This is a genomic window from Rhizobium sp. UFLA01-1127 (genome assembly GCF_059803845.1).
Window position 1 is genome coordinate 20,719 of the sequence record NZ_JAUQTZ010000037.1, and the last position, 24,514, is coordinate 45,232.

The window sequence follows — 24,514 nt, forward strand, 5'->3', positions numbered from 1 at the left end:
AAAAATGCGCGGCGATCAAGGCACTTACGCCGTGCTCGGTTGACGTTCCGCCAAAATGAAGAAGCCGCCCCGAAAGACCGGAGCGGCTTTTTCAAAGAGATCGGTCCCGCGAAATTACGCGGCCAGTTCTTCTGTTTCATTTTCCTTGAACATCTTGGCGAGGTTCAGGAAGCAGATCATTCCATTCTCGGTGGCGATGATGCCTTCGCAGTAGGCGCGGTCGAAGGATGCCGTGACTTCCGGAACCGGCTGCACCTGGCTGGAAGCGATCGTCAGAATGTCGGAGACGCGGTCGACGAGCATGCCGATGACCATGCTGTGCACTTCGGCAACGACAATGGCGCTGCGCTCGTTGGCAACCGTGCTCTGCATGCCGAGCTTGTAGGCGAGATCGATGATCGGGATGACCGAGCCGCGCAGGTTCATGACGCCGATGACATCGGCCGGTGCGTGCGGGATCGGCGTCGACGGCGCCCAGCCGCGGATTTCGCGGATCGTGGTGGTCTTGACGCAAAATTCCTGATCATGCAGCCGGAAGGCAATGATCTCCAGAGTTTCGCCGCTGAAGCTGGTGGAATTGATCGTGGCCATGGACGTTCTTCCCGTTGAAGCGCGACGCCGAATCCGGCGTATTGGTGACACGATAAAGCAAGAACATTGCTCAAACCTAAATCTATACAAGCGGTTTCGACTGTATAGGTACCTGAGGCGTGATGCCGGAAGTTATGGAGGTTGTAAGGAGACTAGCCACCCGCCCCCGTGGTTCGAGACAGCCCTTTGGGCTTACTCACCATGAGAGCTGGTCTTCTCGATCTGCTGCAGAGGAACGGTAAGCCGCATCAAAGATGCAGCTCGCCCCATCCTCACCCTGAGCTTGTCGAAGGGCGAGGATGGCCTCGATGGAAAAATGGACCGCCTCAGGCAGCCCGTGTCGGCCGATCGAAAATACGGCGGCCGAAAAGGCTTGCGGCCATTTCCACGAGAACGCGGGCACTCTTGCCGCGGTCGTCGAGGAAGGGGTTGAGCTCGACGAGATCGAGCGACGAGACGAGGTTGCTGTCGGAGAGCATTTCCATGATGAGATGCGCTTCGCGATAGGTGGCGCCGCCAGGCACCGTCGTTCCGACACCGGGGGCGATATCGGGGTCAAGAAAGTCTACGTCGAAGCTGACATGCAGCAGGCCGTTGGCGGCGCTGACGGTATCGAGCACCTTGCGCATGATGGCGGCGACACCCTGTTCGTCGAGCGAGCGCATGTCGAAGACGTTGACGCCGTGTTCGCGGATCTCTTCGCGTTCGCGCGGATCGACGGAGCGGATGCCGACCTGGAAGACCTTTGTCGGATCGACCAGCGGGCGGCCGGCCGGCAGAACGCGTTCGATCTCGGCTTCGCCGCAAAAGAATGCGACGGGCATGCCGTGAATATTGCCTGATGGGGAGGTGGCGGGCGAATTGAAATCGGAGTGAGCGTCGAGCCAGAGCACGAAGAGCGGACGGCCGGCCTCCGCCGCATGGCGGGCCATGCCGGAAACACTGCCCATGGAGAGGCTGTGGTCGCCGCCGAGAATCAGCGGGAAGCCGCCGGACGACGCGACATCATAGACCTTTGCCTCCAGCGCACGCGTGAAGGCGCCGACGATCTTCAGATTGTGAGCGTGCGGATGGTCCGGCAGATCTATTGCCGGCACCGGATGCAGATCGCCGCTATCCGTGACACGGTGGCCGAGTTCGGCCAACGTGGTTTCGATGCCGGCAATACGAAGCGCCGTCGGACCCATGCCCGCGCCGCGGCGGCCGGAACCTTCCTCCAAGGGAACGCCGATCAAGGTAACGAGAGTGGATTGCGTATTCATCGGCATTGCTCCGAGGGTTAGAGCGATCCCGGAAAAGCCGCAGCGGCTCTTGCCCGGAAAAGCGTGAAAACAATGAGATAAACAGATCGGGACCATGAAGAGCCGAACTGGTCTGGATGATGTCGGCGCGCATTATCAATGGTCTGGATGACAGCAAAAAGATGGAAAATTGTCCAGAATTCACTAGTATTTGACGGATTGATCAATCGGATTGCGCAGAATGGCAAGCATAAGGACAATCTTCATGCGAACCCGCGAGCGCGCTAGACCACAATGCGCGCATCTCCGTCCTGGCTGCGGCGACGACGCGGCAGTGGCAGGCCTCTATCGAACGGCTGGTCAAGGACGCGATTGCGGCGCCTCCACCATTCGCACCGGCAGTGGACGCGCGCCGCCGGCATGAGGACAATCGTGTTGTTCGAGGGGCTCGGCAAACCTTCGATGACCGTCTGTTTTCGAGGGCGAGGGTTCCTCAATATTCATGCTCGTAGACGACTCCGGCTTCTCCGGCGCCGTCAGATCCAGCGGCACCACGCAGCTTCACCCCGCGCCCGACATTGAAATTGATGATGGCCTTGGTGTTGTTGGAGGCGCCCTGCTGCAGCTCGATATAGGTACGGCTGTTGAGATATTTACCGGCACCGACCTGTGCCTGGCCGTTCGCATCCGTGGAGATATCCAGATCGTCGACGCCGAGATGGCTGCGCAGGCCTTCGAACAACGAGGTCGAGCGTCCGCCGGCAAGCTGGCTGGCGGCATCGGCAAGCTGGGCGATCTGCATGGCCGAAAGTTTCGACATGGATTGACCGAAGATCAGCTGGGCGAGAACCTCGTCCTGCGGCAAAGCCGGAGAAGACGAGAAGCCGATCTGGGGATCGGTCGCGAGGCCGGTGACATCGACCGTGATTGTGGTGGAGTTCACCGAAGATGTTGCTTCCAAGTTGAGCGCGGGCGTCAGGTCTCCGCCGAAGGTGATCTTGCTGGTATCGGTGAAATCAAGCCGGCGGCTCAAGATGGTCAGGCGTCCACGCCGCATGGTGAAGGCGCCGGATACGATAGGTTCTGCCGCCGTGCCGCGCACCGTGATGCTGCCGCCGAGTTCGGCGTCGATGCCGCGGCCGCGCACGAAAATCTGCGAGGGCGCATCGAGCTGCAGATCGATGCCGAGGGTTGCCGATTTGCTTCGAGGTCCCTCCGGCTTCTGATCCTTGAACTGGGCACTGACTGCGGCCGGCGCATTCTTGTGCTTGATGTTGATCTCGGACAGCGAGGCCGGCAGCTTTTCAGGCACTGTGATCGACGCCTTGTTGATCCTGAGATTGCCCGTCAGCATCGGCGCCGTCATCAGCGGCCCCTTGATGCCGAGGGTGCCGTTGACGGTCGCGGCGACAAGGGTTCCGTCGACATAGGTCGCATTGTTGAACTTCACCTGGATATCGGCGGGGAAGCCGCTCTCCGGGGTAATACCGACCGTGCCGCTGCCCGAAATGCTGCCGCCGCTCGTCAAATTGCCGCTGAGCCGCGAGATGACAGCCTGCTTGCCGTCAAGCGTGACGGAGACGGCGAGGCCGGTAAGAGTGAGGTTGCGGCGGACATCGACCAGCTTGGCACCGTCGGTGGAAATCGAGCCGGCGATGGCGGGTGCGGCGGTAGTGCCACCGATCTGCATGTCGATCTTGGCCGAACCTGTCATGACCAGGCCCTGGGCGGCGAGCTGGCCGGCAAGGGCATCGAACGGCACATTGCCGGAAAATTTCAATGCCATGGCCTTGCTGCCGGCAACGGCGACGGTGCCGCCGCCATTGAGCGCGAGACCGCTCTGGCCCGTCAGGTTGGTGTTGATGGTCACGACATTGTCGGCGAATTTGCCATCGGCCTTGATGCCGAGCGGTGCGAGGCCGGCGGATTTCGTCTGGCTTGTTGCAGCCCCCGACCAATTGGTCTGGAAGACGACAGCAGGCGAGGTCGCCTTGCCGGTGACCGCAACGGTGCCGGAGATGGTGCCTTCTGCCGCAAGCGACGGCGCGAAGAGATTGGCAAGGCTTGCCGGCAGATTGGCGATCCGGGCATTGATGTTCAAAGTCTGGCCCGCCGTGCCGTCGACGGTGATGGAACCACCACCGGTCTGAAGGGTCAGTCCGTTCAGCGAAGCGATGCCATCCTTGATGACGATCCTGGTTGGCGATGCGAGTTTCACCGGTATCGTCCGTGGTGCGCCCGCGAACGAATCGAGGTTTACGGTCGTCTGCCCGCCCGCTGTCTCGACGCTTCCGCGCGTGGTCAGCGGCGCATTGTCGTAGCTCGATTTCAGATCGAAGTCCGTGCGGCTGCCTTGCTGGGTGAAGGTCAGATTGAGATCGGCGATGCGGTTGGCGCCGGAAGCGATGGCGTCGGCGCGGATACCTCCGCTGGCGGAAAAGGCTTTCAAATCGTCAATGCTGAGCGCCACGGCCGGCTTGCTGATGACGAGATCGTCGCGGCGGATGCCGCTGCCGTTGGCGTTGACCTTCAGCCCGATCTTGCCATTGCCACTGGTGATATCGAGCGAGCCCTTGAGGTCACCTTCGGCTTTTTGTCCGGCGAGCGCTGCAAGCAGGCTGAGATCGGGAAGGTCGAAGGTCAGGGCGCCGCTAGGCTCAAGGCTCGGCGAGAGGTCCAGCTTGCCCTGCAGCTTGTTGGTGCCGATCTCGGCCGCCAGCGACGGGATGCTGGTGCGGCCATCCTTGGAAACGGCGTCGGCGGCAATCTGGATCGGCTTGCCGTCGATTGCGCCGCTCGCCTGGATATTTACCTGTGGAGCCTTGGGGTCGGCGGTTCCTGTCAAGCCGATATCGAGCGTATCCAGCAGCCGTCCCGCCAGCTTGACATTGACCGCCTTGACCGTTGCATCGATACCGAGCGCGCTAAGAGGCCCCTTGGCCTTGAGGCCGATATCGGCTTGTCCCTGCGCATTCGGAACGAGCTTGGAAAGATCGAGCACCTTGCCGGTGATGTCCGAGGTCAGCGACTGGCCGTTGAGCGCGACATTGCCGTTGATCTCGGCGACGTTGGATTTGATCGCAAGATTGGAGAGCGTCATCTTGGCCGGCACGGTGCCGGCGACCTGACCCTCCAGGGAAATCGTGCCTTCGAACTTGCTGGAAACGCTGTCCGGCAATACGCCGGGCAGGGCGAAGAGCTTGAAATTGCCCGTCAACGCCTTTGACGACAGCGCATATTTGCCGTTGACCGTGCCGCCGATGCTGGCGCTTTCGAGCGTCGTATTGTTGAAGCCGATCGTGTCGGGCGAGAGCTGCAGCGGTGCGGTCAAGGCGATCGGCGCCCGGATGAGGCGATTGAGATCGGCACTGATGAAAGCCGTCTGGCCGACGACGAGGCGAAGCTGCAGCGGGCCGGACATGCTGGCCAAATTGAAGGCATCGCTTCTGGCGCTGAGGTTGACTTGTCCGATCTGGCCCTGCGGCGTGCTGGCGCTTTCGAGTGCAGCCTTGGCATCGATCTTGACCGACTGGGCCGCGCCGGTGAGCGCGACATCGACTCGCGAGATCAAGGCGCGAACCTCGCCGTTTTCCATCGGCCAGCGGAAATCGACGGGGCCGGACGTGCCGAGCAGATTGGCATTGAGGCTATTGTTGCCGGTGGGATCGAGCGTGCCCGATGCGGCAAGCACGGCGCTGCCGGTGGCAAGATTGCCGGTCTGGATATCGATCTTGCCTTTGCCGTCGAAGGTCGCGGAGAGATCGATTGTCGTCTGGCCGGCAAAGAGCGGCCGCATGGTCGGCGGCAGCAGGGAATCGACGTTGCCGCCGCCCTTGACATCCACATGGTGCAGGCCGTCGGCCGAAAGGCTGTGATGGCCGGTGATGGCAACCGTCGGCTTACCGTCTAGTGCTGCCTGCAGCTTGCCTGCCCAATTGGAAAGAGGGCCTTCGCCGGAGAGGTCTATGTTGACGGCCGGGCCGCCCGGCAGATGCAGAAGGCCGGCCAGCATGCCGTCGCGAGGCTCGGAAATCTGGGTCTTCAGCTTCAATCGGTTTTCGGCCGGCGCGAAGGCGATGTCGGCGGAAAGCTTGGCATCGGGCACGTCATGCCTGAAGGCATTGAGCGTGAGGCCGATGCTGCTGCTGTTTGCCTTGGCGCTGCCATCGACGGCCAGGACAAAATCCTGGCCTGCCACCGCCTGTCCGACGCGAAGATCGGGGAGAGCGATGGCACCGATACCGATGGCGATGGGCAGCGAGAAGCCGCCGTTGCCTGTCGGCTGCGTTGCCTGCGCCGGCGCTGCCGTCGAAACGGGGAGACGCTCGAAATCGACGACATCGGCTGCGACGCGATCGGCATGGAAGGTGCCGGTCAGCAAAGACAGCGGCGACCAGTCTATGGCGAGGTTCTGCACCTTGGCATAGATACCCTTGGTATCGGAAACGGTGATCGAGCCGACCCTCAGATTGCCGTTCAGCAGCCCGGAGGGGGTGGCGACGGCGATGGTACGATCCGGCGTCGAGGCGAGCTTTGCCACCTGGTCGACGGCGTAGCCGGCTGCGGAGGGCACCAGACCGACGACGAGCACAGCCGCAATCGCGAGCAAGAGGATTGCCACGACCGCATAAGCAATCCAGCGCACCAATTTCCCGAGAATTCGAATCAGTATGCTCATGAAAGCAACAGTAGCCTCAATTTCGTAATCATGTGCTGAAAGGCCTGCGACAATTCCGCGGTTTATCAGAAGGCCTGACCGATGCCTGCATAGATGCCATAAGATGTGCCATTGTCATATTTCTTCAACGGCACGGCGACATCGAGCCTGATCGGACCGAAGGGGGTAGCGTAGCGCAAGCCGACGCCAGCGCCAATGCGCAGGTCGGAGCCGTCGGGCAAGACGCTGTCGGTGACGCTGCCCATATCGACGAAGGGTACGACGCCGATCGTATCGGTGATCTTCACCCGCGCTTCCAAGGAGGCGGTCACATAGGAGCGCCCGCCGGTTTCATCACCGTGAGAATTATAAGGCGAGATTTCCTGATAGCTGTAGCCGCGCACCGAGCCGCCGCCGCCGGCATAGAAGCGCCGGGTGGCGGGAATATCCTGGATGCTGTTTGCACCCAGCAGCGAGCCTGCAGCGAGCTTGCCGGCAAAGACCACGTTGTTGTTGGCGCCTATGCCCTTGTAGCCGGTGATCGAGCCCTCGAAGGAGCTGAAAACCGTGCCGCCCATCGCCTCGTAGCTCGGCTTGGCGCTGATCGAGGCACGATATCCTTCGGTCGGGTCCAGCTTGTTGTCGCGCGTATCGCGGACATATTCGAGCGGGATCGCGACCGTCAGATAATTCTGCTTTCCGAAGGCGTCGGTCGTGTCCTTTTCGTAAGACACTTCACCGCCGGCGGAAACGGTATCCTGATCGTTGATTTCGTAGGCGAGACTGCCGCTTGCGGTGATGGTATCGGCGTCGTAGGCGTCCGGATGCAGGCTCTGCATCTTGAGGCCTGCCGTGAGGGTTGCCGAGGGGTAGAAGGTGGCCGGCCGCACATAGGTAATGCCGGCAGCGTAATCCAGCTTGCCGACATTCGTGGTCTCGCCGATGCGGGAGACAGATCCCTCGATGCGCAGCGAGTCGGCGCGTCCCGTCAGGTTGCGATGCCCCCAATAGCCCTGCAGGCCGAAACCGTCGATGGTGGAATATTGCGCGCCGACGCCGAAGAAGCGCTGCTTGCCTTCCGACACCTCGATGGTCGTCGGGATGCTGCCATCGGGCGCCAGCTTGTCGGCCTCGCGGATGGTGACGCTTGAAAAGACGCCGAGCTTTCTCAGTCGGTCCGATGCCTTCTTCAATTCGTCCGGCGAGTAGGGCATGCCTTCATTGATGCGGGCATAGCGCTTGATGAAATCCGGATCGACCGACTTCTGACCGGTGACGCCGACATTGCCGAAAGGAGCGACCGGGCCGCTGTCGACTTTCAGCGAAACGTCGACCGTATTGGTCGCATGATCGGCGACGACCTCGCGCTTTTCGAGCTTGGCGAGCGGATGCCCCTCGTTCTTGAAATCGGCGACCATCTTGTCGCCTGCCTTCAGAATCGTCAGGGAGCCGGCATCGCCGCCGCGTACGAGGCCATAATTTGCCGGGTCCAGCCGGGCGGCATCGCCAAGCAGGTTTATCCTGCCAAGCTTGAAGACCGGTCCGGGATTGACGCTGATGGTAACGGCGACGGGTGCGGCACGGCTGAAGGTGGGCGTCGGCGGCAACGCATCGATCGGGGTGCCGTTGACGGAAATGGTAACCACGCCGCCGTAACGGGCCTTTTCGTAGAGCGTGGCGATCAGTCGATCGCGATCGTCGCGCGCCTTCACGACGACACCGAGGTCGCCGGACACGGGCTTGTCCTTGTCGGAAACCAGCATCGAACTCTGGCTCAGCGCTTCCTTCAGGTCCTTGTCGAGATTGTCGGCCCTGAAATCGACCGTGTAATGGACGGGATCGGAAACCTGATCCGCCGTTTCATCCTCACCCCAGAGCTTGATTCCGAAGAGCTTGAATGCAAAGGCATTTCCAGCATACATCGGACCAAGCGCAAGCGCTGCCGCAACCGCTGCCACGGTTCCTGCCTGCCGATACGCAATACTCTTCTTCGGTTCAGTTCTTTTATGCATACGCCGCTTTACGGTTACATGAGAACTTACTCGGTTTGACGTTTCCCGGGAGTTAACGCGCGGCCACCATAGAGGCAAAAGTCTCTCAGGTGTACCGTTTTGAAGTCAAAACACGGTAAAACATGACCGTCAGCGGGTAAAACGCCCGGATTTCAGGGCAGGTTTCCACATATTCGGGCGGGCTGAAGAACGGCGCGCCGGAGTTGCTCTTGCAGGCTCTGGCTGGCTGCGGCGCCGACGCCAAAGGTTCTTTGCCGCCGGAATCGAAAAGTCCCGGACCGCGGCCCGGGACTTTCGAAATTTCAGTGAAATATCGATCAATAGCCGCCGTAACCGCCGCCATATCCACCGCGATAGCCGCCGCGCGGGCAATCGTCGATGTAGCGACGACCGTAGCGGTCGCGATAGTAGCACTGGCCGGGCTGTTCCTGGACGCTGCCGATGACGGCGCCGGAGACGCCGCCGATCGCTGCGCCGACTGCCGCGCCACGGACGTTGCCGGTGACTGCGCCGCCGATGATCGCGCCGGATGCCGCGCCAATGCCTGCGCCCTGTTCGGTCGGCGTGCAGCTTGCGATAGACAAGCCGACCAATGCGAGCATAAGAACTTTCTTCATTTACTCTCTCCAACGTTAGTTAAGCCGAACCCCGGCCAACGTCGTCCCAATTCTTCAGCTCCACCACGATGGGCTGTCTTTACAGTCCTGCAACTATAGAAAATATCGTGCAAAATACGATTGTCTATTGGCGGGTGGCAGTTTTTTTATTGCTGAACAAAGGCAATCTCGCGTTCGGAGAACAAAACAGTCCGCGGCAAGCAGAAAATCAGCCTCCTCTCTAAAGTAGAGGTTGATTGGATTGCGAAAAAGTCAAATGATGCCCTTGCCTCTGGAGGAGAGGCGAGGAGGAAAATATGGCAAAAGTGACTTTGACGGTGAACGGCCGTCCGGTCAGCGGCGAGTGCGAGGATCGCACGCTGCTTGTCCATTTCATCAGGGAAAAACTCGGCCTGACCGGAACGCATGTCGGCTGCGATACCAGCCAGTGCGGCGCCTGCGTCATTCACATGGACGGCAGGTCGGTGAAGAGCTGCTCCATCCTGGCCGTTCAGGCTTCCGGCTCCAAGATCACAACCATCGAGGGTCTGGCCGCCAGTGGCGAGCTGCACCCCGTTCAGGCTGCCTTCAAGGAGCATCATGGCCTGCAATGCGGCTTCTGCACGCCGGGTATGGTGATGACTGCTGTCGACATGATCAATCGTCATGGCGGGGCATTGGACGAAAAGACGGTGCGCAGCGAGCTTGAAGGCAATATCTGTCGATGCACCGGCTATCACAACATCGTCAAGGCAGTGCTTTCAGCCAATGCCGAGATGAACGCCGCGAGCCAAGCGGCCGAATAGAGTTTCACCGAGACCGTCTGGCGAAACGCCGATGATGATCGTCTCGGCGTGATGCCAGGCCCGCAACCCCGACGGGAGGATGTGATGGGCGTGGAAGGCATTGGCGCGCGCGTGACGCGCAAGGAAGACAAGCGATTTCTGACGGGCAAGGGGCGCTACACCGACGACATGGTGACGCCGGGAATGAAATATGCCTATTTCGTTCGCAGCCCGCATGCGCATGCGAAGATCAGGGGCATCGATGCATCGGCGGCTCTTTCCATGCCGGGCGTGATCGGCGTGCTTGAAGGCAAGCAATTGCTTGCCGATGGCATTGGCAATCTGATCTGCGGCTGGATGATCCATTCAAAGGATGGCTCCCCGATGAAGATGGGCGCGTGGCGGCCGCTGGCGGTCGATACCGTCCGCTATGTCGGTGACGCCGTCGCCATCGTCGTTGCCGACAGTCTGGGCGAGGCACGCGATGCGGCGGAAGCCGTAGCCGTCGACTACGAGGAACTGCCTGCCGTCGTCGAGGCGGTGGATGCGCTGAAAGCCGGCGCGCCGCAGATCCATCCGGAAGCGGCAAACAATCTGATCTTCGACTGGGAACTGGGCGACGCGGCAGCGACCGACAAGGCGATAGCCGAGGCTGCGCACGTCACCGAAATCGAGATCCACAACAACAGGCTCTCGCCGAACGCCATGGAGCCGCGCGCCACGCTCGGCATCTATGATGCGGCCGAAGACCACTATACCTGCTACACGACCAGCCAGAACCCGCATGTGGCCCGGCTCGTCATGAGCGCCTTCTACAATGTCGCGCCGGAAAACAAGCTCCGCGTCATCGCGCCCGACGTCGGCGGCGGCTTCGGCTCGAAGATCTACATTTACCCGGAAGAAATCGTCTGCCTGTGGGCATCGAAGAAGACCGGCGTGCCCGTCAAATGGACGGCCGACCGCACCGAAGCCTTCCTCACGGATGCGCATGGCCGCGATCACGTCTCCAAGGTCAAGATGGCCTTCGATGCGCAAAACCGCATGACGGCGCTGAAGGTCGATACCATCGCCAATCTCGGCGCCTACATGTCGCTCTTCTCCTCGGCGGTGCCGACCTATCTTTATGCGACGCTGCTGTCGGGCCAATATGACATTCCGGCGATCCATGCCAATGTCCGCACGGTCTATACCAATACCGTGCCCGTCGATGCCTATCGCGGGGCAGGGCGGCCGGAAGCGACCTATCTGCTGGAGCGCACGGTGGAAACGGCGGCCCGCGAACTCGGCGTCTCGCCGGCGGAGCTCAGAAGGATCAATTTCATCCGTTCCTTCCCCCATCAGACGCCCGTCATCATGAACTACGATGCTGGCGACTACGAGGCTTCGCTCAACGCGGCCATGCAGCAGGCGGATTGGAGCGGCTTTCCAGCCCGCAAGGCCGAGGCTGCCCGTCGGGGGATGAAGCGCGGCATCGGCATGAGCTGCTATATCGAAGCCTGCGGCATTGCGCCCTCGCAGGCGGTCGGGTCTCTCGGGGCCGGCGTCGGCCTGTGGGAATCGGCCGAGGTACGGGTGAACGCGGTCGGAACGATCGAGGTGCTCACTGGCTCGCACAGCCATGGGCAGGGGCATGAAACGACCTTCGCGCAACTCGTGGCCGACCGGCTCGGCGTGCCGATCGACAGCGTCTCCATCGTCCATGGCGATACCGACAAGGTGCAGATGGGCATGGGCACCTATGGTTCCCGCTCGGGCGCCGTCGGCATGTCCGCCGTCGTCAAGGCGCTCGACAAGGTGGAGGCGAAGGCGAAGAAGATCGCCGCGCATCTGATGGAGGCCGACGAAAGCGATATCGTCATCGAGAATGGCGAGCTGAAGGTGGCGGGCACCGACAAGACGCTGCCCTGGTTCCAGGTGGCGCTTGCCTCCTATACGGCGCACAACCTGCCCGCCGGCATGGAGCCGGGCTTGAAGGAAACCGCCTTCTACGATCCGGCGAACTTCACCTTCCCGGCCGGCTGCTACATCTGCGAAGTCGAGGTCGATCCGGAAACCGGAAAGACCGAGATCGTGCAGTTCGTCGCAGCCGACGACTTCGGCAACATCATCAATCCGATGATCGTCGAGGGACAGGTGCATGGCGGCATCGCGCAAGGCATCGGCCAGGCGCTGCTGGAAAGCGTTCATTACGACGAGAGCGGCCAGCTTCTGACGGCGAGCTTCATGGATTACACCATGCCGCGCGCCGACGATCTGCCCTCCTTCCAGCTTTCGCACCAGAACACGCCGTGCCCGAACAATCCGCTTGGCATCAAGGGGTGCGGCGAGGCGGGCGCCATCGGCTCGCCGCCGGCGCTGATCAACGCCATTACCGACGCCATCGGCAACAACAGGCTGACCATGCCGGCAACCCCGCTCAAGGTGTGGGAAGCAGCGCAGGCCACGGCCTGAAACGAGAGGAGGATAGGACAATGTATGCAACGAATTACCATCGCGCCTCCTCGGTCGACGAAGCCGTCAAGCTTCTGTCCGATACCGACGAAGGCAAGTACGTCTCCGGCGGCATGACGCTGATCGCCACCATGAAGCAGCGTCTGGCATCGCCGAGCGATCTCGTCGATCTCCGGCATATCCCTTCGATCAAGGGGATCCGCGTCGATGGCCGCAGGGTCACGATCGGGGCGGCGACCACCCATGCGGAGGTTGCCTCCTCGGCGGCGATCCGCGCAGTTTGTCCGGCGCTCTGCGACCTTGCCGGCATGATCGGCGATCCGCATGTCCGGCACATGGGCACGATCGGCGGGTCCGTCGCCAACAACGATCCGGCAGCGGACTATCCGTCGGCGATGCTGGCGCTGAACGCCACCATCGTCACGGACCGGCGGCAAATCGCAGCCGACGACTTCTTCCGCGGGCTGTTCGAGACGGCGCTGGGAGGTGCGGAGCTGATCACCTCCATCGCCTTCGACGCACCGGAAAGGGCGGGCTACGCCAAGTTTCCGAATCCGGCCTCTCGCTACGCGATGACGGGTGTCTTCGTCGCCAAGGGCGCGGGTGGCGTGCGTGTTGCCGTCACCGGCGCGGGTGCGAACGGCGTCTTCCGTCTTGGCGCAATGGAGCAGGCGCTTGCGGCGAACTGGCTGCCGGAGGCTGTCGCGGGCGTGACCATCGATCCCGATGAGCTGCTCTCCGACCTGCATGCGACGGCCGAATATCGTGCCAATTTGATCAAGGTCATGGCGAAGCGCGCCGTGGCTGCTGCATAGATTTGCCACGAGGAACGCCGGAGCGGCGGGCAAAAGCCTCCGCTCCGGTTTTCGCGTCCGGGATGTGGTTTCGATTGTCAATTTGACGTGAATGGTTATTCTTGTCTGGAATTGTTCAAAATTAGGGGCCATTTGCCGCAGTGGAGGCGAAAGCAATGCATAGGGGTTGACGTGCGTACCGGCATTCTCGAAAACGGTCGCACGGTACTGGAGCAGATGATGGATTTCGAAGCATTTTTTAAGGGTGAGCTGGAAGGCCTTCACAATGAAGGCCGTTATCGGATCTTTGCAGATCTCGAACGCCGCCGCGGCAATTTTCCCCGCGCTATCAGGCACACCCCCAACGGCCCGCAGGAAGTGACCGTCTGGTGCTCCAACGACTATCTCGGCATGGGCCAGCATCCGAAAGTGATCGAGGCGATGAAGGAGGCGATCGATTACTGTGGCGCGGGTGCGGGAGGCACCCGGAATATTTCTGGCACCAACCACTACCATATTCTGCTCGAGCAGGAACTCGCCGATCTGCACGGCAAGGAAGCCGCGCTGATCTTCACCTCCGGCTATATCTCCAACTGGGCGACGCTCGGCACGCTCGGCGCACGTATTCCGGGCCTCATCATCTTTTCCGATGCATTGAACCACGCATCGATGATCGAAGGCATCCGCTATGCGAAGTGCGACAAGGTCATCTGGAAGCATAACGACCTGCACGATCTCGAAGCCAAGCTGAAGGCCGCCGATCCGAAGGCGCCGAAGCTGATCGCCTTCGAATCCGTCTATTCGATGGATGGCGATATCGCCCCCATCAAGGATATCTGCGATCTCGCCGACAAGTATGGCGCGATGACCTATCTCGACGAAGTGCATGCCGTCGGTATGTACGGCCCGCGCGGCGGCGGCATTGCCGAGCGCGAGGGGCTGATGGACCGTCTGACCGTCATCGAAGGCACGCTCGGCAAGGCATTCGGCGTCATGGGCGGCTATATTGCCGCTTCGAGTGCGCTCTGCGACTTCATCCGCTCGTTTGCATCCGGCTTCATCTTCACGACCTCGCTGCCGCCGGCGCTCGCTGCCGGCGCCGTTGCGTCCATCCAGCATCTCAAGGTTAGCCAGTTCGAACGCATGCGCCATCAGGATCGCGTGCGCAAGCTGCGCGCCCAGCTCGATGCGGCAGGCATTCCGCATATGCCGAACCCGAGCCATGTCGTGCCGGTCATGGTCGGCGATGCAGCCAAGTGCAAGTGGATTTCGGACCTGCTGCTGGATGCCGGCGTCTATGTCCAGCCGATCAACTATCCCACAGTGCCGAAGAAGACCGAGCGCCTGCGCATCACGCCGACGCCGCTGCATTCGGACGGCGATATCGAGCAGCTGGTCGGCGCGCTGCACGCACTCTGGTCGCGCTGTGCGCTCGCAAGGGCTGTCGCTTAACGCGCTATCCACATCGTCATTGCGGGAACGTCTGGCGCAGCGCCCATTTCCGCGATGTCTTTTCAGGACGACAAGGTTAGTTGTTGCTTACTGATGCCAGGCTGGCCTGCCAGGCCTGCAGCTGCGCAAGGGTGGCGGTCGCACCGCCGCAGGCGATCATCAGCACGCGTTCGAAGCGAGCCAGCCGATCCGCATGAGTGTAGGCGACGGCCAATGCGGCGCCGCAAGCCGGCTCCACCAGGACGCGATGATCGTCAAGGAAGCGCAGGCAGGCATCGACGGCGGTCCGGTCACTGACGACAATGCAATCGACCGGCCTGTTCCGGGTGATCTCAAAGGCGCGTTCAGCGACCTTTCGAGCGCCAAGCGATGTGGCGATGCTGGTGATGGCGGGCAGTTCCACCGGTTTGCCTGATTTCACAGCGGCTGCGAGCGAGGCGGCACCTTCCGTTTCGGCGGCGATGATCGGGACAGTTTGAAGGCCGTTGCGGTCGAGCCCTTCGGAAACGCCAGCCAGCAGCCCGCCGCCGCCCACCGACAGAACGACCGCATCGAACTTGACTCCGGCTCTAACGACCTCGTCGATCATCGTGGCATGGCCCGTCCAGAGGAGCGGATCATCGAAAGGGTGGATGAAAGCCGTGTCCGCATCGACCGCCTGCAGCGCGCGTTCGTTTGCCTCCTGCCAGGATGCTCCGTGCACGAAGACCTCGGCGCCCTCCTGGCGGATCAGCGATTTCGCCCGGTCCGATGCCGTCTCGGGAACGAAGACGGATACCGGAATCGAAAGGCAGCGCCCGGCATAGGCGACCGCAATGCCGGCATTGCCGCCGGAGGAAGAGACGAAGCGCCGCTTGCCGCTTCTCGCGTGATGTTCGCAGGCAGCACCGATGCCGCGGATCTTGAAGGAACCGGGCGGTTGGAGAGCATCCATTTTCAGCCAGATGGGACGTCCCGATACCTGGCTAAGCGGACGGGACTCAAGGAGCGGCGTTTCAAGATGAAGTGGCATGAAATGATCTCCGCAAAGCGCCGTCGGCGAGGGTCAGGCCGCCTTTTCCCGCTGGGCGACGAGCGCAGCGGCGCGGCGGCGTGCCTCTGCGTCCGCGGCAAAGACGGCATCCATGGTGTCGGCGCTGCCGGTTGCGATCATTTCGTCCATGACGGCTTCGGCGATATCGGCCATTTCAAGGAAGCCGATGCGGCCATCGACGAAGGCGTGGAAGGCGATTTCCTCGGCTGCATTCATGACCGCGCCCTGCAGGCCGCCGCGTTCCAGCGCCGTGCGGGCAAGGCGCAGCGCCGGGAAGCGGACTTCATCCGGCGCCTCGAAATCGAGCCGGGCGAGCTTGGCGAAATCCAGGCGGTCGACGCTGAGCCTGGTGCGGGTGGGGTAGGTGAGCGCATAGCCGATGGCGGTGCGCATGTCGGGACAGCCGAGCTGCGCCAGCACCGAGCCATCCGTATAGCCGACCATGGAATGGATGACGGATTGCGGGTGGACCACGACCTCGATCTGATCCGGCCGCACATCGAACAGGTGCTTGGCCTCGATCATTTCCAGCGCCTTGTTGAACATGGAGGCGCTGCCGATCGAGATCTTGAAGCCCATCGACCAGTTGGGATGGGCGCGGGCGACAGCCGGCGTGACATTGGCCATCTGCTCGCGCGTCCAGGTGCGGAAGGGGCCGCCCGATGCGGTGATGATGATGCGCTCCACCGCATGCTGCTGGTCGTCTTCCAATGCCTGGAAGATGGCGCTGTGTTCGCTGTCGACCGGGATCAGCCGGCCGCCGCCTTCGGCAACGGCGCGCACGAAGAGATCGCCGGCGGAGACGAGACATTCCTTGTTGGCAAGCGCAATATCGGCGCCGCGGCGGGCGGCTGCGAGCGTCGGTGCCAGACCGGCGGTGCCGACGATTGCCGCCATCGCCCAGTCCGAGGGCATGGAGGCGGCTTCGATCAAGGCATTCTTGCCGGCGCCTGCGGCGATGCCGGATCCGGCGAGCGCATCCTTCAGCTCCTGATAGCGCTCTTCATTTGCCGTCACGGCAAAAGCGGCGCCGCAGGCCTTGGCCTGCTCGGCCAGGAGGCCGATATTGTCATGCCCGGTGATCGCGGCGATATCGAAGGCGTCACGTCCGCCGAGCTGGGCGATGACGTCGAGCGTGTTCTGGCCGATGGAGCCGGTCGAACCCAATATCGTCAGGCGCCGGCGCGCGTTGCTGGCGGTGTTCATTCAGGTATCCGCATTTGCTGCTGCTCCCCATGGCTCTACAGGGGATTGCCGGGAGCGGCAAGTCCGGAGCCATGCAACCGTTCCTCTGGCAGCGCAGGCGGAAAGCGAATGTGCAATTAGTCATATTTTTTTCAATCTTCATTGAACCAAATGCAAACTACTGCGTTTTCCGACCACTCGATTGCGGAGGGTGAAGGATGGTTTTCAAGGCGGCAACGTTTCACGGCATGGAACTCGATCTGGAAAGCGAGCAGGCCAGGCGCTCGGCGCTGGAATCCGCCGTTGCCAATGCGCTCGCCGTTGCCGGCGGAATCGATGCTTCCGATGTCACGGTGATTGCGGCGGGCCAGGAAATCCGCCTTTACGGGTCGGTCGCGACGCAGCAGGAAGTGAAGCGGGCAACCGCGGTCGCCGAGTCCGTCCGCGGCGTCCGGCTGGTGAGGAACAGGATCGCGGTGGGGTGATGGCAGGGCTTTAATCATCCTGCGTCACGCAGGAATCAGCTTGCATTCCATCTTCAGAGAGACGCATGAAAAAGCTCGTGATGGCCGGGGCTTTCGCCAGCATCCTATCGGCCACCTTGTAGTTATCTTAACTATCTGAAGGTTTTAAAATACTGACCAGTAATCTCAAACCAGAATCTGCGTGAGGGCTTGAGAAGCTTGAATTCCCATTCGCTTTGGATAAGCGATAAAGCCTGGTCCAATCGTTTGGCAGCCATTACCTCATTGCATCCTAAATGTAGTAGATTAAGCTTTGCAAACCGCGGATTGTTTCCGTAGCGATTTTCGATACGCCTCATATCGAGATCAATTGCTATCAATACCGCATCGTTCTGCATCGCTGTCTCACACACGAGCAGATCGTTGGCCCTGTCGGGTAGCACTTCATGATAATATATTACGTCATGCCCATTGGACTGACATGCCCTGCCGACTGAAACTGGAACGCCCGCATCTAAAAGAAATTTCATGATGGGACGCCAGACCTCATGCAGCGTTTTTATGATTTATGGCAGCAATGACGTCTGCTTTCGTAAGCGTCGGATACTCAGCCAAAATTTGTTCAACCGTATATCCTTCATCCGCAAAAGCCTTGATGGAGCTTACAGGTATCCTAGTTCCAGCAATAACAGGTTTGCTATTTGCTATTCCCTTCTTGCGCTCAATTTGCCCAACCAAAGTCTCATCTCTTTTTCGCATTGCATCCACGGCTCTTCGCATATCACCCGTCACAACCTCTAACGGAATTTGAAGAATTCCTTGGCCGGATACTACTTCTTCCTTAGCTCTCGTCTCTGGGTTTTCAAAGGCAACTCGTTTATTTAGTACAAAAAGTACTGTGTTAGACCAAAGATCATCACCGAGATGAGCAAGCTTATATTTCACCTGCCGTAAATGCTGTAGCGAGACGTTGAGTTCGTTGCGCAGTGAATTCAGAATCTTGAGCGAAACAAGATCTCGAAACGAATACAGCCGACTTAGAGGCTGGCTGCGATCTTCATACGCCAAACTTGGTACAAAGAAACCCGTCCTGTCCCAGTTACGCAATTGGCGCACGGTGACCCCAGTCAACCTCGCAGTCTGGTCCTCGGTGAATGCTGCGATGATGTTCTTTGTTGATTCTTCGCTCATGGGATTGACATTAACATTTCGGTCAAGTTTGGCCTATCGTCAAAAGATGATCGCGCAACACATTTTGTTCCTAAATTATCGCTTTTTCATTTACCTGAATAAAGCAGATGTGATGCAGCGCAGAGTATTGGGAGGCCGAATTGCCAAGGAGTTTCACGGGCATGGTAGTGGGCTGGGCGTAGCGTCGTCGCATTACCTCAGCCGTTACGATCCAAAGGTTTTTGAAGGAGATAATGGTGATCTCGACGCGATTCGAACGCGTGACCCTCAGATTAGGAATCTGATGCTCTATCCTGCTGAGCTACGAGACCACTTGGCATGATCCATACAAAAGCAAAGGCCCGAAGCCAAGCCCTTTTGCGTCGCGGAGACAATCTGTCTTGAGCGTGCGCCCCGCGCGGCCTTGGAGGCTGCGCGGGAGCGTCGGTGAGAAGCCTCAGGCGTTGAGACGCTGTTCGGCGAGCCGCACCCAGTAGGAAATGCCGTGGGCGATGGTTTCGTCATTGAAGTCGTAGGCGGGGTTGTGCAGGCCGGCGCTGTCGCCGTTGCCGACGAAGATGAAGGCGCCGGGGCGGGCGTTGAGCATGTAGGAAAAATCCTCGCCGCCCATCATCGGGTCGATATCCGCAATGACGTTGCCCGCGCCGGCGATCTCCTGTGCCACCGCGATTGCGTGATCGGTCTCGTCGGCATGGTTGAAGGTGACGGGATAGTTGCGATGGAACTCGATCTCGGCTTTCGCGCCGTGGCTTGCCGCGATGCCGGAGACGATCTGCCTGAAGCGCTGTTCGGCAAGGTCGCGCATTTCGGCTTCGAGCGTGCGCACGGTGCCGGCGAAGCTTGCATCGTTGGGGATGACGTTGTGGGCGTTGCCGGCATTGAACTTGGTGACGGAGACGACCACCGATTTCAGCGGATCGGCGCTGCGCGAGGCGATGAGCTGCAGATTGGAGATGATCTGCGCGCCGATGGCGATCGGATCGATCGTCCGGTGCGGCATGGCGGCATGGCCGCCGAGCCCCTTGATGGAGACGGTGAATTCGTCCGTTGCCGCCATGATCGGCCCCTTGCGGATGGCGAAATGGCCGACGGGGAGGCCGGGCATGTTGTGCATGCCATAGACTTCGGCGATTTCGAAGCGCTCCATCATGCCGTCCCTGACCATGGCGTCGCCGCCGGCGCCGCCTTCTTCGGCCGGCTGGAAGATGACGGCGATATTACCGTTGAAGTTGCGGTTTTCGGAGAGATATTTCGCCGCGCCCAGCAGCATGGCGGTGTGGCCGTCATGGCCGCAGGCATGCATCTTGCCGGGAGTGAGGGAGGCATAGGGCTTGCCGGTGATTTCGGTGAGCGGCAGGGCGTCCATGTCGGCGCGCAGGCCGATCGTGCGTCCTTCGCCTTTGCCGCGGATCAGGCCGACGACGCCGGTGCGGCCGATGCCGGTCGCCACCTCGTCGACGCCGAAGGAGCGCAGTTTCTCGGCCACGAAAGCGGCGGTGTTCTCGACCGCGTAGAGGAGCTCCGGATGTGCATGAATGTGGCGGCGCCACTCGGTCACTTCGCCCTGGAGTTCTGCGGCTCTGTTCAAGATCGGCATATGCTGATTTTCCTGCTGCTCAATATCGATTCTGGTTCAACCTGCGGGTCCGTCGCACAGCCTTGGCCGGCCTATCGCGGCCTTTGCGGCGTGCCGGCGGGAAATAAAGTCGTCAATCGCCTTTGCCTTCTCCTAGCCATATAGGTTAAATAGACGAAGCTTTCGAGAAAATTCCGGACTTCTGAAGGATAGATCGTGCCGACGAAGCAGAATCGTTTGTATGCCGCCCTGCGGCTCGTCCCTATGGCCGCAGCAGCATCCATGCTTTTCCTGTCGACCGCTGAGACGGCCGGAGCCAATCCGCATATTCTCGTCGATGTCAGCACCGGCCGCGTCCTCGACCAGCAGGAGGCGTTTCGCCGCTGGTATCCCGCCTCGCTCACCAAGCTGATGACGACCTACGTCACCTTCCGCGCGCTCCAGTCCGGTCAGGTCCGGCTCGATACGCCCGTCGTCATGTCGAAGCTTTCCGCCTCCCAGCCCCCGGCGAAGATGTATTTCAAGCCTGGGCAGAAGCTGACGCTCGACAATGCCTTGAAGATGATGCTGATCAAATCGGCAAACGATCTTGCCATGGCCGTCGCCGAAACGGTCGGCGGTTCGCAGCAAAGTTTCGTAGCGCGGATGAATGCCGAAGCCGCACGCCTCGGCATGCGCGATTCGCATTTCATCAATCCGAACGGCTTGCCGGGCAAGGGGCAGTATACGACGGCGCGCGATCTCGCCGTTCTGAGCGTCGCGCTGCGCCGCGAGTTTCCGCAATATGCCGGCTATTTCTCGCTTGAGGGCTTCACCAACGGCGTGAAGCAGGTGCCGAACATCAACATGCTCATCGGCCGCTTCGACGGCGCCGACGGCATGAAGACCGGCTTCATCTGCGCGGCCGGCTTCAACCAGATCGCATCGGCAACCCGCAACGGCCGCACGCTGATCTCGGTCGTCCTCGGCACCGACAGCCTGGCGGCGCGCGCCGACGATTCCGCCAATTTCCTCGAAAAAGGCTTCCAGAACCAGCTGTCCACCCGCGACACGCTGGCGACCCTCAGGCCTGATGCGCCTGTTGCGAGCGAGGTTGCGGATGTTACCTCCGAGATCTGCAGCGCCAAGGGCGCGCATGCACGCAGCGAAACCCGCGATCCGTTCGGCCGGACCAAGGTGCAGTCGCCCTATATCCATGAAATGGATCACGAGCCCAATTTCGTCTATGCCGGCCTGATCGGCGGCCAGGACGTTGCGACTGCCGCCAAGGGTGACAACGACGAGCCCACGGCCAGAGGCGACAAGGCGATCAGGGACAACAAGATCGCCGTTGCCGGCGGCGCATCCAATGTCCCGATCCCGATGCCGCGGCCCACGTTCTAAAAATCGGATTGGAATCATGAGCGTTTCGCAGGAAAGAGTACCGGTAGCCATCCTGACCGGTTTTCTCGGTGCGGGTAAATCGACCCTGCTCAACCGCATCCTCAAGGACGAGGACATGCGCGATGCGGCCGTCATCATCAACGAGTTCGGCGATGTCGGCATCGACCATCTGCTGGTGGAAAGCTCCGGCGATTCCATCATCGAACTTTCCGACGGCTGCCTGTGCTGCACGGTGCGCGGCGAGCTGGTGGATACGCTGGCGAACCTCATGGATGCCATGCAGACCGGCCGTATCCGGCCGCTGAAGCGCGTCGTCATCGAAACGACCGGTCTTGCCGATCCCGCTCCCGTCATGCAATCGATCATGGGCAACCCGATCATTGCGACCAATTTCGACCTCGACGGCGTCATCACCGTCGTCGATGCCGTCAACGGCCTGCAGACGCTCGACAATCATGAAGAGGCGCGCAAGCAGGTGGCGGTTGCCGACCGGCTGATCGTATCCAAGACAAGGATTGCCGGCGCTGTGCCTGAAGGGCAGCTGGAGAGCAGGCTGAGATTGCTCAATCCGCGCGCGCAGATCATGAACGCCGATGGCGATGAGGCTGGCCGCGCCGCCATTCTAATCAACGGCCTCTATGATCCGGCTTCCAAGATCGCCGATGTCGGCCGCTGGCTGCATGACGAGCTGGAGGCAGACGATCATCACCATCGTCACGATGACCACGATCATGATCAGCATCAGGGCGACCACAGGCATCATCACCACCATCATGGGCATCACCACGGCCATCGGCATCACCATGCCCATGACGTCAACCGCCATGACGGATCGATCCGTTCCTTCTCGATCGTCGAGACCCAGCCGATCGATCCGATGGCGCTGGAGATGTTCATCGATCTCCTGCGTTCGGCGCATGGCGAGAAGCTGCTGCGCATGAAGGCGATCGTTGCCGTGTCCGACCGGCCGGAGCGCCCCGTCGTGCTGCACGGCGTGCAGAACATCTTCCATCCACCGGTGCGCCTGCCGGCCTGGCCCGATCCTAAAGACCGCCGTACACGCATGGTCATCATCACCAAGGACCTGCCGGAGGATTTCGTGAAGGGCCTGTTCGACGCCTTCCTCAGCAAGCCGCGCGTCGATACGCCCGACAGGGCGGCGCTGCAGGACAATCCGCTCGCCGTGCCGGGGATGAGGTTTTAGTTTCAGCCTTTTATATCCGGCAACCTGCCTCGCTCTGGAAGCTCCTTCTCCCCTTGGGGAGAAGGGGTGTTCGGCAGCGTACCTGCCTCAGGTGCGATTGCCCTCATGGTGAGGTGGGAGCGCAGCGACCCTCGAACCGCGAGGATGGCCCGGCCAAACAATTATCCCTTGCGGATCACGAAGCGATGGCCGCTGTCCGTCTTCTCGTTCAAGAGAAGCGTGTGGCCCTTTTCGTTGCAGAGATGCGGAATGTCGATGACGGCGAGCGGATCCGTGGTTTCCACGGTCAAGGTTGCGCCGCTTGCCATGGCGCGCAGGCGCTTTTCCGTCTTGATCGCCGGATAAGGGCATTTCAGGCCGCGCAGATCGTAGATCTCGGTATCCGGACTATTCACTCTTGGCCCAGAATTTCCAGAAGGGCGGCTTCTTGGCCTCGGTCTGTGCGGTCTCGACAGCGGGGGCCGGTGCATAGGCGAGCGCGTTCAGACCGGGGTTCATCGGGTTTGCCGTCGGGATCGGGACATTTGCCGGAGCGTTGGCCGCAACAACCGGGCCGGCCGCGGGCTGCCCGGCCGTTGCTGCCGGGGCGCCGGTCGCAGGGGCGGCCGTCGCCACGCGGATGCTTGCGGTCAACGGGTTGGCGGTCGGGCTGACTGCCGTGCCGCCGCGCGCCACCTGCTGGGCAGACTGGTTGGACATCATCGATTCGAGGTCAGCCACCTTCATCATCTTGCCGGCGGCAAGGGCGGTGCCTGTCGGAGCATAGGCAAGATCGTGGCCCTTGCGCTGTTTGGCGACGACCGCCTTGCGCTCGGCTTCGGTCGGATCGTACCAGGCCATGCCGTCGAACTTCTTCATGGCCGTCGCATAATCTGCCTGGTACTGCTTGTCATAGGTCGCAAGCGCCATCTGCAGGGCGGGCGGCGTCGTCATGACCGGGCACTTGCCGCCGGCGTTGAACGGTCCGCTGGCCTGCTGGTTGAAGACATATTTCTTCTCGCAGACTTCGACTTCGGGCGGCCGCTTTGTGACTTCGAAATTGTCGTAGCCGACCTTCAGCATCTTCCAGAATTCGATATTGGGGCTCAGCCGGTGCTTCCACATGTTTTCCGCCGTCATGCGGAAGGGGAAGGCTTCGAGCTGAACGGCCTTCTGTCCACCCTTGAAGGCGTCGCGAGCGAAGGCATAGATTTCCAGCACCTGCTGGTCGGTCATCGAATAGCAGCCGGACGACGAGCAGGCGCCGTGGATCATCAGATTGTTGCCGGTACGGCCGTTGGCGGCATCGTAGCGGTTCGGAAAGCCGGTGTTGATGGCGAGATAGTATTTCGAATTCGGGTTCAGGTTGGCCGGCGTCAGCATGTAGAAGCCTTCCGGCGCCTGCCGGTCGCCTTCCTTCACTTTCGGGCCGAGACGCCCGGACCAGGCGCAGATCTTGTAGTCCGCGATGACTTCGAAGCGGTTGTTCTGGTTCGCCTTCAGGATCTCCATCACGCCTTCTTCCTTGAAGATGCGGATCATGATCGGCGAGTTGCGGTCCATGCCCTTCTTGGCCATGTCGGCGAGGATATGGCTCGGAAGCGGCTGCTCGACCTTGTTCTTGACCGTCGACAGGTCGACCGACGCCGTATCCAGCGCGTCGTTGCAGCCGGCGAGTGTCAGCGCCATCAGGGAAACATAGGCAAGGTGACGGATGCGCATTCTGACTTGGCCCATAAATGCGAAGAGCGGCAACTCGATCTGTTTCGCCACTCCCCTCGAAGCATGAAACGGAATCATAGACGGCTTATACTTGAAAATTCCTTACCAGCCTATGACCTGCCCGCAGCGCGTCGGCAAGCTTTTCTTTGCCATAACAGCTTCGATAACGAAAATGTGGCCAAGGTTTGGCCTCATTCC

Annotated in this window: 20 protein-coding genes and 1 tRNA gene; 7 read left to right on the top strand and 14 right to left on the bottom strand. The window is 60.9% G+C overall.

The window, feature by feature from the left end; genetic code table 11:
- Positions 1 to 114: 114 nt before the first annotated feature.
- The 6 genes from Q4Q11_RS11880 to Q4Q11_RS11905 form a co-directional block, all read right to left on the bottom strand.
- A complete protein-coding gene (locus tag Q4Q11_RS11880; protein WP_112504404.1) occupies positions 115 to 591 on the bottom strand; it encodes a chemotaxis protein CheW in 477 nt (158 codons plus the stop codon).
- A gap of 326 nt (positions 592 to 917) precedes the next feature.
- A complete protein-coding gene (gene rocF / locus Q4Q11_RS11885) occupies positions 918 to 1,853 on the bottom strand; it encodes an arginase (RefSeq protein ID WP_112504402.1) in 936 nt (311 codons plus the stop codon).
- A 472-nt stretch (positions 1,854 to 2,325) separates the two neighbouring features.
- A complete protein-coding gene (locus tag Q4Q11_RS11890; protein WP_498569598.1) occupies positions 2,326 to 6,510 on the bottom strand; it encodes a translocation/assembly module TamB domain-containing protein in 4,185 nt (1,394 codons plus the stop codon).
- Between the two features lie 65 nt (positions 6,511 to 6,575).
- Complete coding sequence (locus Q4Q11_RS11895) at positions 6,576 to 8,501, bottom strand: autotransporter assembly complex protein TamA (protein ID WP_498569599.1); 1,926 nt, start codon at positions 8,499 to 8,501, stop codon at positions 6,576 to 6,578.
- A gap of 85 nt (positions 8,502 to 8,586) precedes the next feature.
- Positions 8,587 to 8,844 carry a hypothetical protein gene (locus Q4Q11_RS11900; RefSeq protein WP_498569600.1) on the bottom strand — a complete coding sequence of 86 codons (258 nt, stop codon included), beginning with the start codon at positions 8,842 to 8,844 and terminating at the stop codon, positions 8,587 to 8,589.
- A complete protein-coding gene (locus Q4Q11_RS11905; protein WP_069612891.1) occupies positions 8,819 to 9,118 on the bottom strand; it encodes a YMGG-like glycine zipper-containing protein in 300 nt (99 codons plus the stop codon). The genes Q4Q11_RS11900 and Q4Q11_RS11905 overlap by 26 nt, the downstream gene beginning before the upstream one ends.
- Before the next feature lie 296 nt (positions 9,119 to 9,414).
- Between Q4Q11_RS11905 and Q4Q11_RS11910 the strand changes: the two genes are divergently transcribed.
- The 4 genes from Q4Q11_RS11910 (at position 9,415) to hemA (ending at position 14,579) form a co-directional block, all read left to right on the top strand.
- Entirely contained in the window at positions 9,415 to 9,903 is a 489-nt protein-coding gene (locus tag Q4Q11_RS11910; protein ID WP_112504396.1) for a (2Fe-2S)-binding protein, read from the top strand.
- 84 nt (positions 9,904 to 9,987) lie between these two features.
- Positions 9,988 to 12,333: a xanthine dehydrogenase family protein molybdopterin-binding subunit gene (locus Q4Q11_RS11915; RefSeq protein ID WP_498569601.1), complete on the top strand. Its 2,346-nt coding sequence runs from the start codon at positions 9,988 to 9,990 to the stop codon at positions 12,331 to 12,333.
- 20 nt (positions 12,334 to 12,353) lie between these two features.
- Positions 12,354 to 13,148, top strand: coding sequence for an FAD binding domain-containing protein (locus tag Q4Q11_RS11920; protein WP_498569602.1), 795 nt, complete (start codon positions 12,354 to 12,356; stop codon positions 13,146 to 13,148).
- Between the two features lie 219 nt (positions 13,149 to 13,367).
- Positions 13,368 to 14,579, top strand: coding sequence for a 5-aminolevulinate synthase (hemA, locus tag Q4Q11_RS11925; protein ID WP_498569610.1), 1,212 nt, complete (start codon positions 13,368 to 13,370; stop codon positions 14,577 to 14,579).
- 76 nt (positions 14,580 to 14,655) lie between these two features.
- Here hemA and Q4Q11_RS11930 read toward each other — a convergent pair whose 3' ends face one another.
- On the bottom strand, positions 14,656 to 15,591 hold the full coding sequence (locus Q4Q11_RS11930; RefSeq protein ID WP_498569603.1) for a pyridoxal-phosphate dependent enzyme: 936 nt from the start codon (positions 15,589 to 15,591) through the stop codon (positions 14,656 to 14,658).
- A 33-nt stretch (positions 15,592 to 15,624) separates the two neighbouring features.
- Entirely contained in the window at positions 15,625 to 16,818 is a 1,194-nt protein-coding gene (gene dxr / locus Q4Q11_RS11935; protein ID WP_498569604.1) for a 1-deoxy-D-xylulose-5-phosphate reductoisomerase, read from the bottom strand.
- Between the two features lie 197 nt (positions 16,819 to 17,015).
- Between dxr and Q4Q11_RS11940 the strand changes: the two genes are divergently transcribed.
- Complete coding sequence (locus tag Q4Q11_RS11940) at positions 17,016 to 17,282, top strand: BON domain-containing protein (protein WP_112504386.1); 267 nt, start codon at positions 17,016 to 17,018, stop codon at positions 17,280 to 17,282.
- Between the two features lie 131 nt (positions 17,283 to 17,413).
- On the opposite strand, the gene Q4Q11_RS11945 is transcribed toward Q4Q11_RS11940, so the two are convergent.
- From Q4Q11_RS11945 to Q4Q11_RS11960, 4 genes are all read right to left on the bottom strand, one after another.
- Positions 17,414 to 17,791, bottom strand: coding sequence for a DUF5615 family PIN-like protein (locus Q4Q11_RS11945; RefSeq protein ID WP_498569605.1), 378 nt, complete (start codon positions 17,789 to 17,791; stop codon positions 17,414 to 17,416).
- 16 nt (positions 17,792 to 17,807) lie between these two features.
- Positions 17,808 to 18,452 (bottom strand): DUF433 domain-containing protein, encoded by a 645-nt coding sequence (locus tag Q4Q11_RS11950; RefSeq protein WP_498569606.1) that lies wholly within the window; start codon positions 18,450 to 18,452, stop codon positions 17,808 to 17,810.
- Positions 18,453 to 18,686: 234 nt separating this feature from the next.
- Positions 18,687 to 18,763: transfer RNA gene (locus Q4Q11_RS11955), tRNA-Arg, on the bottom strand.
- 125 nt (positions 18,764 to 18,888) lie between these two features.
- Complete coding sequence (locus Q4Q11_RS11960; RefSeq protein WP_113336833.1) at positions 18,889 to 20,049, bottom strand: M20 aminoacylase family protein; 1,161 nt, start codon at positions 20,047 to 20,049, stop codon at positions 18,889 to 18,891.
- Between the two features lie 195 nt (positions 20,050 to 20,244).
- Between Q4Q11_RS11960 and Q4Q11_RS11965 the strand changes: the two genes are divergently transcribed.
- Complete coding sequence (locus tag Q4Q11_RS11965; RefSeq protein WP_113215340.1) at positions 20,245 to 21,411, top strand: D-alanyl-D-alanine carboxypeptidase family protein; 1,167 nt, start codon at positions 20,245 to 20,247, stop codon at positions 21,409 to 21,411.
- Between the two features lie 16 nt (positions 21,412 to 21,427).
- The gene (locus Q4Q11_RS11970; RefSeq protein ID WP_498569607.1) at positions 21,428 to 22,615 is read left to right on the top strand and encodes a CobW family GTP-binding protein; all 1,188 of its coding nucleotides are present in this window, start codon (positions 21,428 to 21,430) and stop codon (positions 22,613 to 22,615) included.
- Positions 22,616 to 22,776: 161 nt separating this feature from the next.
- Here Q4Q11_RS11970 and Q4Q11_RS11975 read toward each other — a convergent pair whose 3' ends face one another.
- Both Q4Q11_RS11975 and Q4Q11_RS11980 read right to left on the bottom strand, forming a co-directional pair.
- Complete coding sequence (locus Q4Q11_RS11975; RefSeq protein WP_112504374.1) at positions 22,777 to 23,010, bottom strand: sulfurtransferase TusA family protein; 234 nt, start codon at positions 23,008 to 23,010, stop codon at positions 22,777 to 22,779.
- Positions 23,003 to 24,316, bottom strand: a complete 1,314-nt coding sequence (locus tag Q4Q11_RS11980; RefSeq protein WP_498569608.1) for a L,D-transpeptidase family protein — start codon at positions 24,314 to 24,316, stop codon at positions 23,003 to 23,005. The genes Q4Q11_RS11975 and Q4Q11_RS11980 overlap by 8 nt, the downstream gene beginning before the upstream one ends.
- Positions 24,317 to 24,514: the final 198 nt, after the last annotated feature.

Excerpts from the sequence above, each read along its gene's own strand:
- Q4Q11_RS11910 (WP_112504396.1), top strand. The coding sequence starts at position 9,415 with ATGGCAAAAGTGACTTTGACGGTGAACGGCCGTCCGGTCAGCGGCGAG.
- Q4Q11_RS11970 (WP_498569607.1), top strand. The coding sequence starts at position 21,428 with ATGAGCGTTTCGCAGGAAAGAGTACCGGTAGCCATCCTGACCGGTTTT.
- Q4Q11_RS11880 (WP_112504404.1), bottom strand. The coding sequence starts at position 591 with ATGGCCACGATCAATTCCACCAGCTTCAGCGGCGAAACTCTGGAGATC.
- rocF (WP_112504402.1), bottom strand. The coding sequence starts at position 1,853 with ATGAATACGCAATCCACTCTCGTTACCTTGATCGGCGTTCCCTTGGAG.
- Q4Q11_RS11900 (WP_498569600.1), bottom strand. The coding sequence starts at position 8,844 with ATGGCGGCGGTTACGGCGGCTATTGATCGATATTTCACTGAAATTTCG.
- dxr (WP_498569604.1), bottom strand. The coding sequence starts at position 16,818 with ATGAACACCGCCAGCAACGCGCGCCGGCGCCTGACGATATTGGGTTCG.
- Q4Q11_RS11890 (WP_498569598.1), bottom strand. The coding sequence starts at position 6,510 with ATGAGCATACTGATTCGAATTCTCGGGAAATTGGTGCGCTGGATTGCT.
- Q4Q11_RS11920 (WP_498569602.1), top strand. The coding sequence starts at position 12,354 with ATGTATGCAACGAATTACCATCGCGCCTCCTCGGTCGACGAAGCCGTC.
- hemA (WP_498569610.1), top strand. The coding sequence starts at position 13,368 with ATGGATTTCGAAGCATTTTTTAAGGGTGAGCTGGAAGGCCTTCACAAT.
- Q4Q11_RS11895 (WP_498569599.1), bottom strand. The coding sequence starts at position 8,501 with ATGCATAAAAGAACTGAACCGAAGAAGAGTATTGCGTATCGGCAGGCA.
- Q4Q11_RS11930 (WP_498569603.1), bottom strand. The coding sequence starts at position 15,591 with ATGCCACTTCATCTTGAAACGCCGCTCCTTGAGTCCCGTCCGCTTAGC.
- Q4Q11_RS11940 (WP_112504386.1), top strand. The coding sequence starts at position 17,016 with ATGGTTTTCAAGGCGGCAACGTTTCACGGCATGGAACTCGATCTGGAA.
- Q4Q11_RS11915 (WP_498569601.1), top strand. The coding sequence starts at position 9,988 with ATGGGCGTGGAAGGCATTGGCGCGCGCGTGACGCGCAAGGAAGACAAG.
- Q4Q11_RS11980 (WP_498569608.1), bottom strand. The coding sequence starts at position 24,316 with ATGCGCATCCGTCACCTTGCCTATGTTTCCCTGATGGCGCTGACACTC.
- Q4Q11_RS11945 (WP_498569605.1), bottom strand. The coding sequence starts at position 17,791 with ATGAAATTTCTTTTAGATGCGGGCGTTCCAGTTTCAGTCGGCAGGGCA.
- Q4Q11_RS11905 (WP_069612891.1), bottom strand. The coding sequence starts at position 9,118 with ATGAAGAAAGTTCTTATGCTCGCATTGGTCGGCTTGTCTATCGCAAGC.
- Q4Q11_RS11950 (WP_498569606.1), bottom strand. The coding sequence starts at position 18,452 with ATGAGCGAAGAATCAACAAAGAACATCATCGCAGCATTCACCGAGGAC.
- Q4Q11_RS11960 (WP_113336833.1), bottom strand. The coding sequence starts at position 20,049 with ATGCCGATCTTGAACAGAGCCGCAGAACTCCAGGGCGAAGTGACCGAG.